The sequence below is a fragment of the Vibrio rumoiensis genome, assembly GCF_002218045.2.
Classification (GTDB): domain Bacteria; phylum Pseudomonadota; class Gammaproteobacteria; order Enterobacterales; family Vibrionaceae; genus Vibrio; species Vibrio rumoiensis.
This window is the reverse complement of sequence record NZ_AP018685.1, coordinates 111628-128099: the sequence shown is the minus strand read 5'-3', so window position 1 is coordinate 128099 and position 16472 is coordinate 111628. Positions and strand designations below refer to the sequence as shown.

Here is a 16472-nt window from a genome sequence, read left to right as displayed (position 1 = left end):
ATTTTGAACAGATTTGCATAAAATAACGCAATACTATTTAGGAGCTAACCAAATGTTTGATGCTAAGAAAATTGAGCAAATTGCCAAACAAATTCACGAATCAATGCCTCAGCCAGTAAAAGACCTTGGTTCCGACGTTGATCAAAAAGTCCGCCAAGTGATCCAAGGTCAACTCAACAAGTTAGATGTCGTTTCACGTGAAGAGTTTGATGTACAAACTCAGGTATTACTGCGTACTCGTCAGAAATTAAATGATCTTGAATCAAAATTGGCTGACTTAGAAAGCAAGTTAAGCGAGAAAGAATAGTTTCGAGTTTCGAGTTTCGAAAAAATAAGGCTTGCCCATCAATAGGCAAGCCTTTCTGTTTTATCTAGAACGGAATTTCGAAGTGATTGATGGGATATTCTAGAAGAAAACACGGTGTTTGCAGCGAGCAAATGAGTATTTTCGACAACGAATATCCCGCTATCACAAAGAAATTTAACCACCAACGGCAATACGTTTCATATCCTTCATATACCCACGTAGCTCTTGACCAATCCACTCAACAGGGTGATTACGTAGTGCGTCGTTAATTTCAATCAGTTGACCGTTATCAACTTGATTACTTTCTTCTTGTAGCCCTCTACCAATTACATCTGTACCAACATTTGGCATGAACTTTTCACGTAGTAACGGCGTCGCAACATTAGCAAATAGATAGTTACCGTATTCTGCTGTATCAGAAATAACCACGTTCATCTCGTATAGACGTTTACGTGCAACGGTGTTAGCAATCAATGGCAATTCATGTAGTGACTCATAGTAAGCTGACTCATCAATAATGCCAGAAGCGGTCATGGCTTCAAATGCTAGTTCAACTCCAGCACGAACCATTGCGATCATTAAAATACCGTTATCAAAGTATTCTTGTTCAGAGATTTCTACATTGGATTCAGGATAATTCTCAAATGCAGTTTGACCCGTCTCTTCACGCCAACCCAATAAATTCTTATCATCATTAGCCCAGTCTTCCATCATAGTGCGTGAGAACTCACCACAGATGATGTCATCCATATGTTTGTTATACAGTGGACGCATTAAGTCTTTAAGCTCTTCTGATAACTCAAATGCTTTTACTTTAGCAGGGTTAGATAGACGATCCATCATGTGAGTCACACCACCAAATTTCAATGCTTCGGTAATGGTTTCCCAACCATATTGCAGCAACTTGCCAGCATACCCAGGTTCAATACCATCAGCGATCATTTTTTCATAACAAACGATTGAACCAGCTTGAAGCATGCCACAAAGGATAGTTTGCTCACCCATTAAGTCGGATTTAACTTCAGCAACAAAAGATGATTCTAAAACGCCAGCTCGATGGCCACCAGTTGCAGCGGCCCATGCTTTAGCTATCTCTAAACCTTCACCTTGAGGATCGTTTTCAGGGTGAACTGCAATAAGAGTTGGAACACCAAATCCACGCTTATATTCTTCACGAACTTCAGTACCCGGACATTTAGGAGCGACCATCACAACCGTAATATCTTTACGAATTTGCATGCCTTCTTCAACGATATTGAAACCATGCGAATAACCAAGGGCAGCCCCTTGTTTCATCAATGGCATTACGGTTTCAACCACATTAGTGTGCTGCTTATCTGGGGTTAAGTTCACGACTAGATCCGCTTGTGGAATCAATTCTTCATAGCTTGCTACTTCAAAACCATTATCTTTGGCGTTTTTAAATGATTGACGTTGTTCATCAATCGCAGCCTGACGAAGGGCATACGCAACATTCAAACCAGAATCACGCATGTTCAAGCCTTGGTTTAGACCTTGAGCACCACACCCTACGATTACGACTTTCTTACCTTTTAGGTAATCAGCTTCTTGCGAAAATTCTTCGCGATCCATAAAACGACAACGACCTAGTTGGTCTAATTGCTCACGTAGATTCAAAGTGTTGAAATAGTTAGCCATAATCTAAAAGTCCTGTTTTTAATTAATCCATAAAGGTGAGTAAGTTTAGATGTAATCACAATATTACTCGATGAGTTGATATTAAAACACGAATCCCATTGCTCAAAGTGATATATTCACAAGTAATCATTGCGAAAAATGCAAGAACACTAATAGGATCACAATGAATATTCGCAGTCTTCACTTATTTGTCCATTTATGCAGTAGTCAAAACTTCAGCAAGACGGCATCTGCAATGCATATTAGCCCATCAGCTCTAAGCCGACAGATTCAAAAGCTCGAAGAAGAAGTCGGCCAATCGTTATTGGTTAGAGATAACCGGAGCGTTGAATTAACAGAAGCAGGGAAAAAGCTCCTTCCTGTTGCGACTCATATTACTCAAGAATGGACACAATTTTGCAGTAGCTTGCAAGGTAATAAACAGCAACTAACGGGAGAGATTCGCGTATTTTGCTCGGTTACGGCAAGCTTTAGTCATTTACCAGAGATTTTAACCGATTTTAGGCTGGCCTATCCCAAAATAGAATTAAAGCTGTCGACCGGAGATCCAGCTAAAGCTATCGATAAACTATTAAATGATGAAGCTGACATTGTCATCAGCGCTTTGCCAACACAATTACCTGCTCGTTTAGAATTTGAGACCATAGGAGAGATCCCCTTATCAGTGATTGCTCCAAATGCTCACAGCAGTTTTACTACTGAACTACAAAAGGAACAACCTGACTGGACTCAAATTCCTTTTATTATTCCAGAAGCAGGCACCGCTAGAGATAGAAGTAACACTTGGTTTAGAGATATGAAGTTTAAACCTAATATTTATGCTCAAACATCAGGGCATGAAGGAGTTGTAAGTATGGTGGCTCTTGGATTAGGTGTTGGAATAGCTCCCGATGTTGTTATTAATAACAGCCCAGTCAAAGATAAAATCCAACGTTTAAAAGTTGCACCTATTAAACCTTTTAAATTAGGAATTTGTTGCCAAAAATCACAGCTACAAAACCCGTTAATAAAAGCTCTATGGCAAGTATCACAAAATAAATTTATAAAGGCATAAACGGAAAAAGCCTCCCTATTGAGGGAGGCTTTAAAATATAAGCCTAGCGATGTCCTACTCTCACATGGGGAAACCCCACACTACCATCGGCGCTACTTCGTTTCACTTCTGAGTTCGGCATGGAATCAGGTGGGTCCAAAGTGCTATTGTCGCTAAGCAAAACTGTTACGGCAAATTTGATGAGGCCGTTCAATTCTAAATAGTGGTGCTGATACCCAGACTCGAACTGGGGACCTCACCCTTACCAAGGGTGCGCTCTACCGGGCTGAGCTATATCAGCATATATTCTCAGCAATAATTTTGCTTCGAACATAAAAAAGCCCGTTCAACACGGGCTCTTTCAAAATAAAGCCTGGCGATGTCCTACTCTCACATGGGGAAACCCCACACTACCATCGGCGCTACTTCGTTTCACTTCTGAGTTCGGCATGGAATCAGGTGGGTCCAAAGCGCTATGGTCGCCAAGCAAATTCTTCTGTTAAAACATCCACTAGGATGTTTTAACTTAATTCGGAAAGCTGTTTCTTCTCACACTCATTCAAGTATGTCTTATATCTATTCAGTCCAACCAAAACCCTTTAGGTGTTGTATGGTTAAGCCTCACGGGCAATTAGTACAGGTTAGCTCAATGCCTCGCAGCACTTACACACCCTGCCTATCAACGTTCTAGTCTCGAACAACCCTTTAGGACGCTTAAAGCGCCAGGGAAGACTCATCTCAGGGCTCGCTTCGTGCTTAGATGCTTTCAGCACTTATCGATTCCGAACTTAGCTACCGGGCAATGCCATTGGCATGACAACCCGAACACCAGAGGTTCGTCCACTCCGGTCCTCTCGTACTAGGAGCAGCCCCCTTCAATCTTCCAACGCCCACGGCAGATAGGGACCGAACTGTCTCACGACGTTCTAAACCCAGCTCGCGTACCACTTTAAATGGCGAACAGCCATACCCTTGGGACCGACTTCAGCCCCAGGATGTGATGAGCCGACATCGAGGTGCCAAACACCGCCGTCGATATGAACTCTTGGGCGGTATCAGCCTGTTATCCCCGGAGTACCTTTTATCCGTTGAGCGATGGCCCTTCCATTCAGAACCACCGGATCACTATGACCTGCTTTCGCACCTGCTCGAATTGTCATTCTCGCAGTCAAGCGGGCTTATGCCATTGCACTAACCACACGATGTCCAACCGTGTTTAGCCCACCTTCGTGCTCCTCCGTTACTCTTTGGGAGGAGACCGCCCCAGTCAAACTACCCACCAGGCACTGTCCTCACCCCAGATAATGGGGCTAAGTTAGAACATCAACACTACAAGGGTGGTATTTCAAGGTTGACTCCACAACCACTGGCGTGATTGCTTCAAAGTCTCCCACCTATCCTACACATGTAGGGTCAATGTTCAGTGCCAAGCTGTAGTAAAGGTTCACGGGGTCTTTCCGTCTAGCCGCGGGTACACTGCATCTTCACAGCGATTTCAATTTCACTGAGTCTCGGGTGGAGACAGCGTGGCCATCATTACGCCATTCGTGCAGGTCGGAACTTACCCGACAAGGAATTTCGCTACCTTAGGACCGTTATAGTTACGGCCGCCGTTTACCGGGGCTTCGATCAAGAGCTTCTCCGAAGATAACCCCATCAATTAACCTTCCGGCACCGGGCAGGCGTCACACCGTATACGTCATCTTACGATTTTGCACAGTGCTGTGTTTTTAATAAACAGTTGCAGCCACCTGGTATCTGCGACTCCCGGCAGCTTAGAGAGCAAGTCTCATCACCGCTAGAGCGTACCTTCTCCCGAAGTTACGGTACCATTTTGCCTAGTTCCTTCACCCGAGTTCTCTCAAGCGCCTTGGTATTCTCTACCCGACCACCTGTGTCGGTTTGGGGTACGATTTCTTACAAACTGAAGCTTAGAGGCTTTTCCTGGAAGCATGGCATCAATGACTTCACTACCGTAGTAGCTCGACGTCGTGTCTCAGCCTAACAATTTCCCGGATTTACCTAAGAAATTAGCCTACGCACTTGAACCTGGACAACCATCGCCAGGCCCACCTAGCCTTCTCCGTCCCCCCATCGCATTTGTAAGAAGTACGGGAATATTAACCCGTTTCCCATCGACTACGCTTTTCAGCCTCGCCTTAGGGGTCGACTTACCCTGCCCCGATTAACGTTGGACAGGAACCCTTGGTCTTCCGGCGAGGGAGTTTTTCACTCCCTTTATCGTTACTCATGTCAGCATTCGCACTTCTGATACCTCCAGCAAACTTCTCAGTTCACCTTCAACGGCTTACAGAACGCTCCCCTACCCATCATAGTAAACTATGATGCCGCAGCTTCGGTGTATAGCTTAGCCCCGTTACATCTTCCGCGCAGGCCGACTCGACCAGTGAGCTATTACGCTTTCTTTAAATGATGGCTGCTTCTAAGCCAACATCCTGGCTGTCTGAGCCTTCCCACATCGTTTCCCACTTAGCTATACTTTGGGACCTTAGCTGGCGGTCTGGGTTGTTTCCCTCTCCACGACGGACGTTAGCACCCGCCGTGTGTCTCCCGGATATTACTTACTGGTATTCGGAGTTTGCAAAGGGTTGGTAAGTCGGGATGACCCCCTAGCCTTAACAGTGCTCTACCCCCAGTAGTATTCGTCCGAGGCGCTACCTAAATAGCTTTCGGGGAGAACCAGCTATCTCCAGGTTTGATTGGCCTTTCACCCCTAGCCACAAGTCATCCGCTAATTTTTCAACATTAGTCGGTTCGGTCCTCCAATTGATGTTACTCAATCTTCAACCTGCCCATGGCTAGATCACCTGGTTTCGGGTCTATACCTAGCAACTCGACGCCCAGTTAAGACTCGGTTTCCCTACGGCTCCCCTATACGGTTAACCTTGCTACTAAATATAAGTCGCTGACCCATTATACAAAAGGTACGCAGTCACACCACGAAGGTGCTCCTACTGCTTGTACGTACACGGTTTCAGGTTCTATTTCACTCCCCTCACAGGGGTTCTTTTCGCCTTTCCCTCACGGTACTGGTTCACTATCGGTCAGTCAGGAGTATTTAGCCTTGGAGGATGGTCCCCCCATGTTCAGACAGGATATCACGTGTCCCGCCTTACTCGTTTTCACTTAGTATACGTTGTCGGTTACGGGGCTATCACCCTGTATCGCGGCACTTTCCAGAGCCTTCACCTGACGTATATAAAGCTTAAGGGCTAATCCAATTTCGCTCGCCGCTACTTTCGGAATCTCGGTTGATTTCTCTTCCTTCGGGTACTTAGATGTTTCAGTTCCCCGAGTTCGCCTTATTAACCTATGTATTCAGTTAATAATACGTGCTTATGCACGTGGGTTTCCCCATTCGGAAATCGTAGACTCAAGTGGCTTTTACTGCCTAATCTACGCTTATCGCAAGTTAATACGCCCTTCATCGCCTCTGACTGCCTAGGCATCCACCGTGTACGCTTATTCACTTAACCATACAACCCAAAAGGGTCTTAATGTATGTTCAACTAAATAAGGTTTTAGTTTTTTGACCGTTAAGAGGGTAATCTTAACGGTCGTTTGCCGGACTCAATAGAATCAATTGCAAGCAATTGATTTGAATACAAGACACTTGAATGTGTGTTGTTGTGTTTATCACAAGGATAAACATTGAGAACTTTTATTAAGATAAACATTAAATGTTTATCTAGTCAGCTTTCCAAATTGTTAAAGAGCAAGTTTTCTAATGAAAACCATTTTTAAATATTCTGTGTAAAAACATTTAAAGATGGTGGAGCTATGCGGGATCGAACCGCAGACCTCCTGCGTGCAAGGCAGGCGCTCTCCCAGCTGAGCTATAGCCCCATCTTATTTTTTAATGTTGACCAACTTTTCGAAAGAAAATTGGTGGGTCTGAGTGGACTTGAACCACCGACCTCCCGCTTATCAGGCGAGCGCTCTAACCAGCTGAGCTACAGACCCAACATTAAAACTCTTAACTTTATAAACCTAATCAATCTGTGTGGGTACTCATCAAAAATAATCTTTCGTATAAGGAGGTGATCCAGCCCCAGGTTCCCCTAGGGCTACCTTGTTACGACTTCACCCCAGTCATGAACCACAAAGTGGTAAGCGTCCTCCCGAAGGTTAAACTACCTACTTCTTTTGCAGCCCACTCCCATGGTGTGACGGGCGGTGTGTACAAGGCCCGGGAACGTATTCACCGTGGCATTCTGATCCACGATTACTAGCGATTCCGACTTCATGGAGTCGAGTTGCAGACTCCAATCCGGACTACGACGCACTTTTGGGATTCGCTCACTATCGCTAGCTTGCTGCCCTCTGTATGCGCCATTGTAGCACGTGTGTAGCCCTACTCGTAAGGGCCATGATGACTTGACGTCGTCCCCACCTTCCTCCGGTTTATCACCGGCAGTCTCCCTGGAGTTCCCGACATTACTCGCTGGCAAACAAGGATAAGGGTTGCGCTCGTTGCGGGACTTAACCCAACATTTCACAACACGAGCTGACGACAGCCATGCAGCACCTGTCTCAGAGTTCCCGAAGGCACCAATCCATCTCTGGAAAGTTCTCTGGATGTCAAGAGTAGGTAAGGTTCTTCGCGTTGCATCGAATTAAACCACATGCTCCACCGCTTGTGCGGGCCCCCGTCAATTCATTTGAGTTTTAATCTTGCGACCGTACTCCCCAGGCGGTCTACTTAACGCGTTAGCTCCGAAAGCCACGGCTCAAGGCCACAACCTCCAAGTAGACATCGTTTACGGCGTGGACTACCAGGGTATCTAATCCTGTTTGCTCCCCACGCTTTCGCATCTGAGTGTCAGTATCTGTCCAGGGGGCCGCCTTCGCCACTGGTATTCCTTCAGATCTCTACGCATTTCACCGCTACACCTGAAATTCTACCCCCCTCTACAGTACTCTAGTTTGCCAGTTTCAAATGACCTTCCGAGGTTGAGCCCCGGGCTTTCACATCTGACTTAACAAACCACCTGCATGCGCTTTACGCCCAGTAATTCCGATTAACGCTCGCACCCTCCGTATTACCGCGGCTGCTGGCACGGAGTTAGCCGGTGCTTCTTCTGTTGCTAACGTCAAGCAACGCAGCTATTAACTACGAAACCTTCCTCACAACTGAAAGTACTTTACAACCCGAAGGCCTTCTTCATACACGCGGCATGGCTGCATCAGGCTTTCGCCCATTGTGCAATATTCCCCACTGCTGCCTCCCGTAGGAGTCTGGGCCGTGTCTCAGTCCCAGTGTGGCTGATCATCCTCTCAGACCAGCTAGGGATCGTCGCCTTGGTGAGCCATTACCTCACCAACTAGCTAATCCCACATAGGCGTATCCAGTAGCGCGAGGCCCGAAGGTCCCCCGCTTTGCTCCGAAGAGGTTATGCGGTATTAGCCATCGTTTCCAATGGTTATCCCCCTCTACTGGGCAACTTCCTATGCATTACTCACCCGTCCGCCGCTCGACGCCGAAGTAGCAAGCTACTTCTCGTTTCCGCTCGACTTGCATGTGTTAGGCCTGCCGCCAGCGTTCAATCTGAGCCATGATCAAACTCTTCAATTTAAGATTTTGTGACTCAACGAATACTGACTTCAAACTACCTAAGTAATTTAAAGCTATTATCATTCCAACAGAATGATAATGAATTGACTGTGCCAATTATTAGTAAACTAATAACTGATTGGTCACTCAGTTCATTGAAATCATTGTTGCTTCCTAAGAAGCTATATTGATTATCATCAACGAGTGCCCACACAGATTGATAGGTTTAAATTGTTAAAGAGCGTTGTTCTTCGTGACTGCGTCTCGTTGAACAGGGCGGCCATTCTAACGATTTGATTGAGAGTGTCAAACACTTTTTCAATTTAATTTCGTTAACCTTTTTGAGAAGGTCTGAACCGCTTGACTCGTTGCTGCAGCTAGGCTGCGTGCTCCGTGTCAGTGAGGGCGCATTATAGGGAGATCTTTTTAGTTAGCAAGATCTTTTTATCGTTTTTTTTAACTTTTTTATTGTTCGATTAAAAAAGGAGCTAAAACCTCCTTTTTTGTCTATAAAGCCATCAATTTAATGCTTTTCTCTTATATAAAAGAGTAAGCATCAGCAAACATACGATTCTTATTGGCTTGCTTATGATCCACAAATTGATCTCGTGCAGCGCCTGCCATTTCAAACCGTCCTGCTATATAGATATCAAAATTAGCTAAGGACTCAAAATCTTGGTCAATGGCTTCTAATACATTACCGACTTTCCCTTCCCAATTTTGCTCTTCATTTTCTATCACGGGAATAAAATGAACGTTTGCTGTTTTTTGAGCTATCTCTTTAAGCTCTTGCATTGCGTATAGCTGACTACTGTCCTTGGCTCCCCAATACAAATAAATAGGTTGGATTTTATTTTGACTAAGGCAATGATCCAAAATCGAACGAACATAACTAAATCCCGTACCACCAGCGATAAGCAATAATGAACAGTCTCTATCTTCTTGCAACCAAGCATCTCCATGAGGTACATCGATTTGGATACTACCTCCATCAGCATATGCTTGGTTCATGGCTTCCACCACTTCGATTGCATAAGCATTATGCTCTGCCGCACCGATATGCAACTCTAATTCACCAGAATGACGACAAGGGCTGCTTGCTATTGAAAATGGACGTTTATCTTTCTCGCCCATAACAACCATTAAGTATTGACCAGCTTTAAATGGTACTGGGGTTTCTGGGTGCAATAAAATGCGAAACGTATTACTTGCTAATGGTTCGATTGATTTTACTTTACATTCAACGGTCATGATTCCCTCTTGTCACTCTTCAAATGTCAAAATTAAGTGACTCTTTGCGTATGCTTGGCAAGGGAATATCCAACCTTGTTGCTGTTCTTTATATGTCAGCATTGGTTCAAGGTGACGATATTCCACTTCCCCTTCAATTTTCTTACAAATACATGTCATACATGCCCCGACCTTACATCGATATGGCAGTATCACATCTTGTTCCATCGCCGCAGATAATATGGTTTGCTCAGAATCGATACTGAACTCAACATTACTAGGCTTAATCATTACTTGATAAATCATCTAGGATTAGAAGATACCTAAGCTATCCCAAACTCGATCAATTTTATCGACCAATTTAGAGTCTTTAATAATTGGGGTTCCCCACTCTCTTGTCACTTCATCTTGTAACTTATTCGTGGCATCAAGCCCCATCATGGATCCATATAAATCAGAGATCATCATCGTGTCTCGAGATGGATCCATTCGAGTCGTGATCGCCCAAATAACATCATTCCAATCCGTAATATCGACATCACCATCACAAACAATAATGAACTTTAGATTCAATTCATCTTGCACAAAATGCTTAATTTTTTTAATCAGATCAAATCCTTGACCACATAAACATTTATCCATTTTAATGATCATCATTTGATGAGTGCTATCTTGAAGTGGAAAATGAAGTTCTTTTATTTCCGGTATATGTTGGCATAGCGCATCGATAGATTGTTGTTCCAATATTGCAGAAGAAGATAGCACTTCCGATCTTTTGATATTTGATACTGAAGCAATCTCAAGTTCCGTTGGCCACTTTTTAGTAATATCCATGCCCATTTTGGAACCTAGGCCGACGACTGGAGAAGCAAAATCTAAAGAATCAATTGGAGTATTATCGATAAATAGCGTATCTCTTTCAGGTTGCATATTCTCAATCATCGCCTGAGAGACACTACTCCAATCCCGGGCGTTGACATCTTCATCACAAACTAAAACATACTTGGTATACATAAACTGACGTAGAAAAGACCACACCCCCATCATGATCCTCTTAGCATGACCAGGATATTGCTTTTTCATGGTCACAACAGCCATCCGGTATGAACAACCTTCTGGTGGCAAATAAAAATCAATAATTTCAGGGAATTGTTTTTGTAGAATAGGTACAAAGACTTCGTTTAACGCTACCCCTAATACCGCGGGCTCATCCGGTGGCCGTCCGGTATAGGTACTATGATAAATCGCCTGTTCACGCATCGTAATGTGAGTAATCGTAAAGACGTGGTGTTTTTCTGCCTCATTATAGTAACCGGTGTGATCACCATAAGGACCTTCATCTGCAAACTCTTTCGGATCAATGTAACCTTCAAACACCATCTCGGCACTAGCGGGAATATCTAAGTCATTACTAAGCGATCTAATAACCTCGGTTTTACTACCTCTCAATAAACCTGCAAATGCATATTCCGACAACGAATCAGGTACAGGCGTAACCGCTCCAAGAATCGTTGCAGGATCGGCACCAAAAGCCACCGAAACAGGAAAAGGTTTACCTGGATATTTTTCCATCCAGTCACGTAAATCTAACGCCCCACCACGATGAGCGAGCCAGCGCATAATAATTTTATTCTTAGCTATTTTTTGCTGACGATAAATACCTAAATTTTGGCGTTTCTTATTTGGGCCTTTCGTAATAGTCAAACCCCAAGTTAAGAGTGGTGCGACATCACCAGACCAACAGCTCATTACTGGAATTTTATCTAAATCGACATCATCACCTTGCCAGACAATTTTTTGACAAGGTGCCGAGCGTAACCTTTTTACCGGCATATTTAATACTTGCTTGAATAAAGGTAACTTTTCAAATGCATCTTTAAAGCCTTTTGGTGGCTCAGGTTCCTTTAAGAACGCCAGCAGCTTACCAACTTCACGTAACTCACTAACCTCACTCCGTCCCATTCCAATCGCGACACGTTCAGCGGTGCCAAATAAATTGGTCAACACAGGCAAGTCGTAACCAATAGGATTTTCAAACAATAGAGCAGGACCACCAGCGCGCAAAGTACGATCACTGATTTCAGTCATTTCATAATGAGGGTCTACAGGATGAGAAATTCGCTTGAGTAAACCATTCGTTTCTAAATGATCAATGAAGTCACGTAAATCTTTAAAACTCATAACCTTTCCACTGGCAGTATCCGATGGCGGCTATTATATACACAACAGGCGTAATATGCATGAGGTGTCAAAATAAAATCGCAATCATTATCATTAGCTAATCTTTTTATCACACTATTCTCTTTAGCCTTATTCTGCAACCGCCAAAGCATTCAATAATATTTGAGATTGCTCAACCTGGCCGGATTGAAGTAAAGAAATAAGCCAGTCATGGTGTTCGGTCGAAGATAAAGCCTGTGCCACCATTAAACCATCACGTGTGTGATTTAATTTTTCAACAAGAAAAGCATGCACTTGCTCGGTCATCGGTTTGATTGCTACAAGCTGGTTTATAGCCATTAATTTTATAGTCGGGTTCTGTGTTGCATTCATGATTTGTTGAAGAGCAAATTCATCGCCCACTTGAGCTAAGCGTTGCAGTTCTTGAATCGTATGATCATCCGCTTTCATCTTCCAAAGCAAAGAATAGAGCTGCTCATCATCAGTTAACTGAGCTAGTTTAATCACAACCGATGTCGAAGGTAGCCAGTTTACGACACTATTGCCGACTAGCTGATTAGACAAATATTGTAGTGCTTGAAGAGACAAGCTATCGGCTTCTTTTAAAAATAACATCTCTTTTTGTTGAACATCGTAAGTATTGCCTTGCAGCCAATTTGCTAACTGCAGCTGATTATTTTCGGCATCAATAATAAAATCTATGGTGGTCTGATCTTGCTTCCAATCATTAATTAAACGAGTCGCAACAAGTGAAGCATTAAAAGCGGGTAAAGTAACACTATAGCCATCACCAGATTCCGTAAACTGATATACAGGTTGATGAGTTTGTTGTGATTGGATAAAAATAGCCATGCGAGGAGTAAGCACTAAATTTGCATCTTCTATTTTTTTTAATAGTAGATAGCGCACAGCTTCTTGTTTAGGCAAAGGAATACTTTCCAATGAATCTTGGATGTCAGGTACTTTGTCTTGCAAAGCTAATTGATAGATGTGATCCGCTGAAGATTGGGCACTCGGGTTATTTAGCCACGAAGAGACTTCACTTTGAGTCATTTCGCTCGCTTGTGCAATCGGCCCAAACAGTACAATAAACAGCAGGAAAATAATCGCAGACAGTCCTTGTCGCATTTGCTCTTCCTAATATAAAAAATCGAAAGCGATTAGAAGCTCCACGAATATGGTGCAAGTAAATTGCCCTTTAGACAATAAAAATCACCGCCCAATGTGAGCGGTGATTGTATTTATCGATGGGTTAACGGTAAATTCAGAATTTATTGACGGCGCATTGCATCAAAGAATTCATTATTTGTTTTCGTCATCGCTAACTTGTCGATTAGGAATTCCATCGCATCGGTTTCACTCATTGGATGAACAATCTTGCGTAAAATCCACATTTTTTGCAGTTCATCAGACTTCGTCAACAACTCTTCGCGACGGGTACCAGAACGGTTAAAGTCGATCGCAGGGAAAACACGTTTTTCCGCAATCTTGCGGTTTAAGTGTAATTCCATGTTACCCGTACCTTTAAACTCTTCATAGATAACTTCATCCATTTTAGAGCCGGTATCAACTAACGCTGTTGCGATGATAGTTAGACTACCTCCTTCTTCAACATTACGAGCTGCACCAAAAAAACGCTTCGGACGATGTAATGCGTTAGCATCAACACCACCGGTTAAAATCTTACCTGATGAAGGCACCACGGTGTTATATGCACGAGCAAGACGAGTAATCGAATCAAGTAGAATCACAACATCTTTCTTATGCTCAACAAGGCGTTTCGCTTTTTCAATTACCATTTCAGCTACTTGAACGTGACGAGAAGCTGGCTCATCAAAAGTAGACGCAATTACTTCACCTTTAACAAGGCGTTGCATTTCGGTAACTTCCTCTGGACGCTCATCAATAAGCAATACCATCAACTCACACTCTGGGTGGTTGTGGGCAATACTTTGAGCAATATTCTGCAGTAGCATTGTCTTACCCGCTTTTGGCGGAGCAACAATCAGGCCACGTTGACCTTTACCAATCGGAGAGGCTAAATCTAAAACACGCGCGGTAATATCTTCAGTTGAACCATTACCACGCTCCATCACCATGCGTTCATTCGCATGAAGAGGCGTTAAGTTTTCAAAAAGGATTTTATTGCGAGCGTTGTCCGGGCGGTCAAAGTTAACAGTGTTGACTTTTAGAAGAGCAAAATAGCGTTCACCATCTTTAGGTGGGCGTATTTTCCCGGCTACCGAATCACCGGTTCGTAAATTAAAACGGCGAATTTGGCTTGGTGATACATAAATATCATCGGGGCCAGCAAGGTAAGAACAATCTGCCGAGCGTAAGAAGCCAAAGCCATCTTGAAGAATTTCTAAAACCCCATCGCCAAAAATATCTTCACCACCTTTCGCATGCGCTTTAAGGATGGAAAAAATAATATCTTGCTTTCGTAAACGGGCTAAGTTTTCCAAACCAAGGCTTTCACCAAGCGCAACAAGCTCAGATACAGGTCTGTTTTTCAGTTCTGTTAGGTTCATAGTGGTGGATGCTTTTTTTGTCAAAATAGGATTCTGTTGGTTGTTTATAAGATATGTTTGACCTATAGGAACGGCCAAGAAATGAACATTTGTGTATTTAACGTGCGATAAATTATCACTAAAGTAAAGACTAGTCTAGCTTTATAAAAAGACAAAACCGCATATAAGTCACTTATACACGGTTTAGTTTGTCATTTCATTAACGCTTACAAGTTTTCATCTAAAAACGCTTTCAATTGCGTTTTTGATAATGCGCCAACTTTAGTTGCAGCAACACCACCATCTTTAAATAGAAGTAATGTTGGAATACCGCGGATACCAAACTTAGGTGGCGTTCCAGAGTTTTGATCGATATTCAATTTACCAATGGTGAGCTTGCCTTCATATTCTTCAGCAATTTCATCAAGAATTGGGGCAATCATTTTACAAGGACCACACCACTCTGCCCAGAAATCTACTAAAACTGGACCAGCAGCTTTGATTACATCATTTTCGAAACCTTCATCAGAAAGCTGCATAATCTTGTCACTCATCTTCCACTCCAATGTGTATATTTATGATCTGGTTGGATGATAACCAGCAATTAGATTCCCTATTGGAATGGATTTACTTTCGTATTGCAAGCTTAAGCTGATATTCTATAGCAATGAAAAAGACACACATCACAGAGCAAAAATTCGCCGACTTGGATTTATTACCCCAAGTCATTGAAGGATTGGAGAAAAAAGGGTTCGAGTACTGTACCCCTATCCAAGCCTTGGCGTTGCCGGTACTGCTCACCGGCCAAGACATTGCAGGCCAAGCCCAAACGGGTACAGGTAAAACGCTCGCGTTTCTTACTGCTACTTTTAATCACTTACTTAAAACACCAGAACCAGAAGGTCGTAAAAAAGATCACCCACGGGCCATTATTATGGCGCCAACACGTGAACTTGCGATTCAGATTTACAATGATGCCGAAGGTCTTATTGCGAGCACAGGTCTTAAAGCTGGATTAGCTTATGGTGGCGAAAGCTACGATAAACAACTAACCAAATTACAAGACGGTGTCGATATTTTGATCGGGACTTGTGGCCGAATCATTGATTTCTACAAGCAAAAAGTCTTTAGCTTAAACAGCATCCAAGCTGTCGTGCTAGATGAAGCCGATCGCATGTTCGATTTAGGTTTTATTAAAGATATCCGTTTCTTGTTCCGTCGTATGCCGGAGCCAAGTGACCGTCTCAACATGTTATTTTCAGCGACATTATCTTACCGAGTACAGGAACTTGCGTTTGAACACATGCATAATCCAGAGCATGTTGTCGTTGAAGCGGAACAAAAAACCGGCCATCGTATTGAAGAAGAATTATTCTACCCTTCAAACGAACATAAGATGGCTTTATTACAAACGATTATCGAAGAAGAATGGCCTGAGCGCGCGATTATTTTTGCCAATACCAAACATAAATGTGAAGCCGTTTGGGGAAGTTTAGCGGCAGATGGACATCGTGTTGGTTTATTAACTGGTGATGTACCACAGAAAAAACGCGAGCGTATTCTTGATGAGTTCACTCGTGGTGATGTCGACTTTTTAGTTGCAACGGATGTTGCTGCTCGTGGTTTACATATTCCAGCCGTAACGCACGTATTTAACTTTGATTTACCGGATGATTGCGAAGATTACGTACACCGTATTGGTCGTACCGGCCGCGCAGGTGCCAGTGGTAAATCAATCAGTTTCGCCTGTGAGCAATACGCCATTAATCTTCCTGCAATTGAAGAATATATTGAGCACTCAATTCCTATGTCGGAATATGATGCCGAAGCATTGTTAACAGATTTACCAGCACCATTACGATTACAGCGACGCCCACAAACCAACCGTAGAACCAATACGGGCGGCTCTCGTGGCTCAAATCGCAATAGTAATAATCGTCGTCCGCGCCAACCGCGTAACCCTAGCTAAGGTATGAT

The 16472-nt window shown here is 43.4% G+C and carries 10 protein-coding genes, 3 tRNA genes and 4 rRNA genes; 3 read left to right on the top strand and 14 right to left on the bottom strand.

Going from position 1 to position 16472, the window contains the following annotated elements; translation table 11 throughout:
* Positions 1 to 52 precede the first annotated feature (52 nt).
* Positions 53 to 307, top strand: a complete 255-nt coding sequence (gene ubiK / locus VRUMOI_RS00630) for a ubiquinone biosynthesis accessory factor UbiK (RefSeq protein WP_089138769.1) — start codon at positions 53 to 55, stop codon at positions 305 to 307.
* A 174-nt stretch (positions 308 to 481) separates the two neighbouring features.
* On the opposite strand, the gene ilvC is transcribed toward ubiK, so the two are convergent.
* The gene (gene ilvC, locus VRUMOI_RS00625; protein WP_089138768.1) at positions 482 to 1966 is read right to left on the bottom strand and encodes a ketol-acid reductoisomerase; all 1485 of its coding nucleotides are present in this window, start codon (positions 1964 to 1966) and stop codon (positions 482 to 484) included.
* 163 nt (positions 1967 to 2129) lie between these two features.
* On the opposite strand from ilvC, the gene ilvY reads away from it, so the two are divergent.
* Positions 2130 to 3020, top strand: a complete 891-nt coding sequence (gene ilvY / locus VRUMOI_RS00620) for an HTH-type transcriptional activator IlvY (RefSeq protein ID WP_089138767.1) — start codon at positions 2130 to 2132, stop codon at positions 3018 to 3020.
* 41 nt (positions 3021 to 3061) lie between these two features.
* On the opposite strand, the gene rrf (VRUMOI_RS00615) is transcribed toward ilvY, so the two are convergent.
* From rrf (VRUMOI_RS00615) to trxA, 13 genes are all read right to left on the bottom strand, one after another.
* Positions 3062 to 3177: ribosomal RNA gene (rrf, locus tag VRUMOI_RS00615) — 5S ribosomal RNA — on the bottom strand.
* A gap of 46 nt (positions 3178 to 3223) precedes the next feature.
* Positions 3224 to 3300: transfer RNA gene (locus VRUMOI_RS00610), tRNA-Thr, on the bottom strand.
* Between the two features lie 70 nt (positions 3301 to 3370).
* A 5S ribosomal RNA gene (gene rrf, locus VRUMOI_RS00605) occupies positions 3371 to 3486 on the bottom strand.
* 123 nt (positions 3487 to 3609) lie between these two features.
* A 23S ribosomal RNA gene (locus VRUMOI_RS00600) occupies positions 3610 to 6496 on the bottom strand.
* 294 nt (positions 6497 to 6790) lie between these two features.
* A tRNA-Ala gene (locus tag VRUMOI_RS00595) sits at positions 6791 to 6866 on the bottom strand.
* 40 nt (positions 6867 to 6906) lie between these two features.
* Positions 6907 to 6983, bottom strand: a tRNA-Ile gene (locus VRUMOI_RS00590).
* 70 nt (positions 6984 to 7053) lie between these two features.
* Positions 7054 to 8595: ribosomal RNA gene (locus VRUMOI_RS00585) — 16S ribosomal RNA — on the bottom strand.
* Together the 16S, 23S and 5S rRNA genes with 3 tRNA genes alongside form the textbook arrangement of a ribosomal RNA operon.
* Before the next feature lie 516 nt (positions 8596 to 9111).
* Positions 9112 to 9825, bottom strand: a complete 714-nt coding sequence (gene fre / locus VRUMOI_RS00580) for an NAD(P)H-flavin reductase (protein WP_089139572.1) — start codon at positions 9823 to 9825, stop codon at positions 9112 to 9114.
* Positions 9826 to 9837: 12 nt separating this feature from the next.
* Positions 9838 to 10110 carry a 2Fe-2S iron-sulfur cluster-binding protein gene (locus VRUMOI_RS00575; RefSeq protein WP_089139573.1) on the bottom strand — a complete coding sequence of 91 codons (273 nt, stop codon included), beginning with the start codon at positions 10108 to 10110 and terminating at the stop codon, positions 9838 to 9840.
* 6 nt (positions 10111 to 10116) lie between these two features.
* Positions 10117 to 11985 carry a 4-hydroxy-3-polyprenylbenzoate decarboxylase gene (gene ubiD, locus VRUMOI_RS00570; RefSeq protein WP_089139574.1) on the bottom strand — a complete coding sequence of 623 codons (1869 nt, stop codon included), beginning with the start codon at positions 11983 to 11985 and terminating at the stop codon, positions 10117 to 10119.
* Positions 11986 to 12114: 129 nt separating this feature from the next.
* Positions 12115 to 13113, bottom strand: a complete 999-nt coding sequence (locus VRUMOI_RS00565) for a hypothetical protein (RefSeq protein WP_089139575.1) — start codon at positions 13111 to 13113, stop codon at positions 12115 to 12117.
* A 143-nt stretch (positions 13114 to 13256) separates the two neighbouring features.
* Positions 13257 to 14516, bottom strand: coding sequence for a transcription termination factor Rho (gene rho, locus VRUMOI_RS00560; RefSeq protein ID WP_089139576.1), 1260 nt, complete (start codon positions 14514 to 14516; stop codon positions 13257 to 13259).
* Between the two features lie 206 nt (positions 14517 to 14722).
* Positions 14723 to 15049 (bottom strand): thioredoxin TrxA, encoded by a 327-nt coding sequence (gene trxA / locus VRUMOI_RS00555; RefSeq protein WP_089139577.1) that lies wholly within the window; start codon positions 15047 to 15049, stop codon positions 14723 to 14725.
* Positions 15050 to 15162: 113 nt separating this feature from the next.
* Here trxA and rhlB point away from each other — a divergent pair, with 113 nt between their 5' ends.
* Complete coding sequence (rhlB, locus tag VRUMOI_RS00550; RefSeq protein ID WP_089139578.1) at positions 15163 to 16464, top strand: ATP-dependent RNA helicase RhlB; 1302 nt, start codon at positions 15163 to 15165, stop codon at positions 16462 to 16464.
* Positions 16465 to 16472: the final 8 nt, after the last annotated feature.

What these genes read in the sequence shown, in the direction of transcription:
- ubiK (WP_089138769.1), top strand. Translation starts at nt 53, where the DNA reads ATGTTTGATGCTAAGAAAATTGAGCAAATTGCCAAACAAATTCACGAA.
- ilvC (WP_089138768.1), bottom strand. Translation starts at nt 1,966, where the DNA reads ATGGCTAACTATTTCAACACTTTGAATCTACGTGAGCAATTAGACCAA.
- ilvY (WP_089138767.1), top strand. Translation starts at nt 2,130, where the DNA reads ATGAATATTCGCAGTCTTCACTTATTTGTCCATTTATGCAGTAGTCAA.
- fre (WP_089139572.1), bottom strand. Translation starts at nt 9,825, where the DNA reads ATGACCGTTGAATGTAAAGTAAAATCAATCGAACCATTAGCAAGTAAT.
- VRUMOI_RS00575 (WP_089139573.1), bottom strand. Translation starts at nt 10,110, where the DNA reads ATGATTTATCAAGTAATGATTAAGCCTAGTAATGTTGAGTTCAGTATC.
- ubiD (WP_089139574.1), bottom strand. Translation starts at nt 11,985, where the DNA reads ATGAGTTTTAAAGATTTACGTGACTTCATTGATCATTTAGAAACGAAT.
- VRUMOI_RS00565 (WP_089139575.1), bottom strand. Translation starts at nt 13,113, where the DNA reads ATGCGACAAGGACTGTCTGCGATTATTTTCCTGCTGTTTATTGTACTG.
- rho (WP_089139576.1), bottom strand. Translation starts at nt 14,516, where the DNA reads ATGAACCTAACAGAACTGAAAAACAGACCTGTATCTGAGCTTGTTGCG.
- trxA (WP_089139577.1), bottom strand. Translation starts at nt 15,049, where the DNA reads ATGAGTGACAAGATTATGCAGCTTTCTGATGAAGGTTTCGAAAATGAT.
- rhlB (WP_089139578.1), top strand. Translation starts at nt 15,163, where the DNA reads ATGAAAAAGACACACATCACAGAGCAAAAATTCGCCGACTTGGATTTA.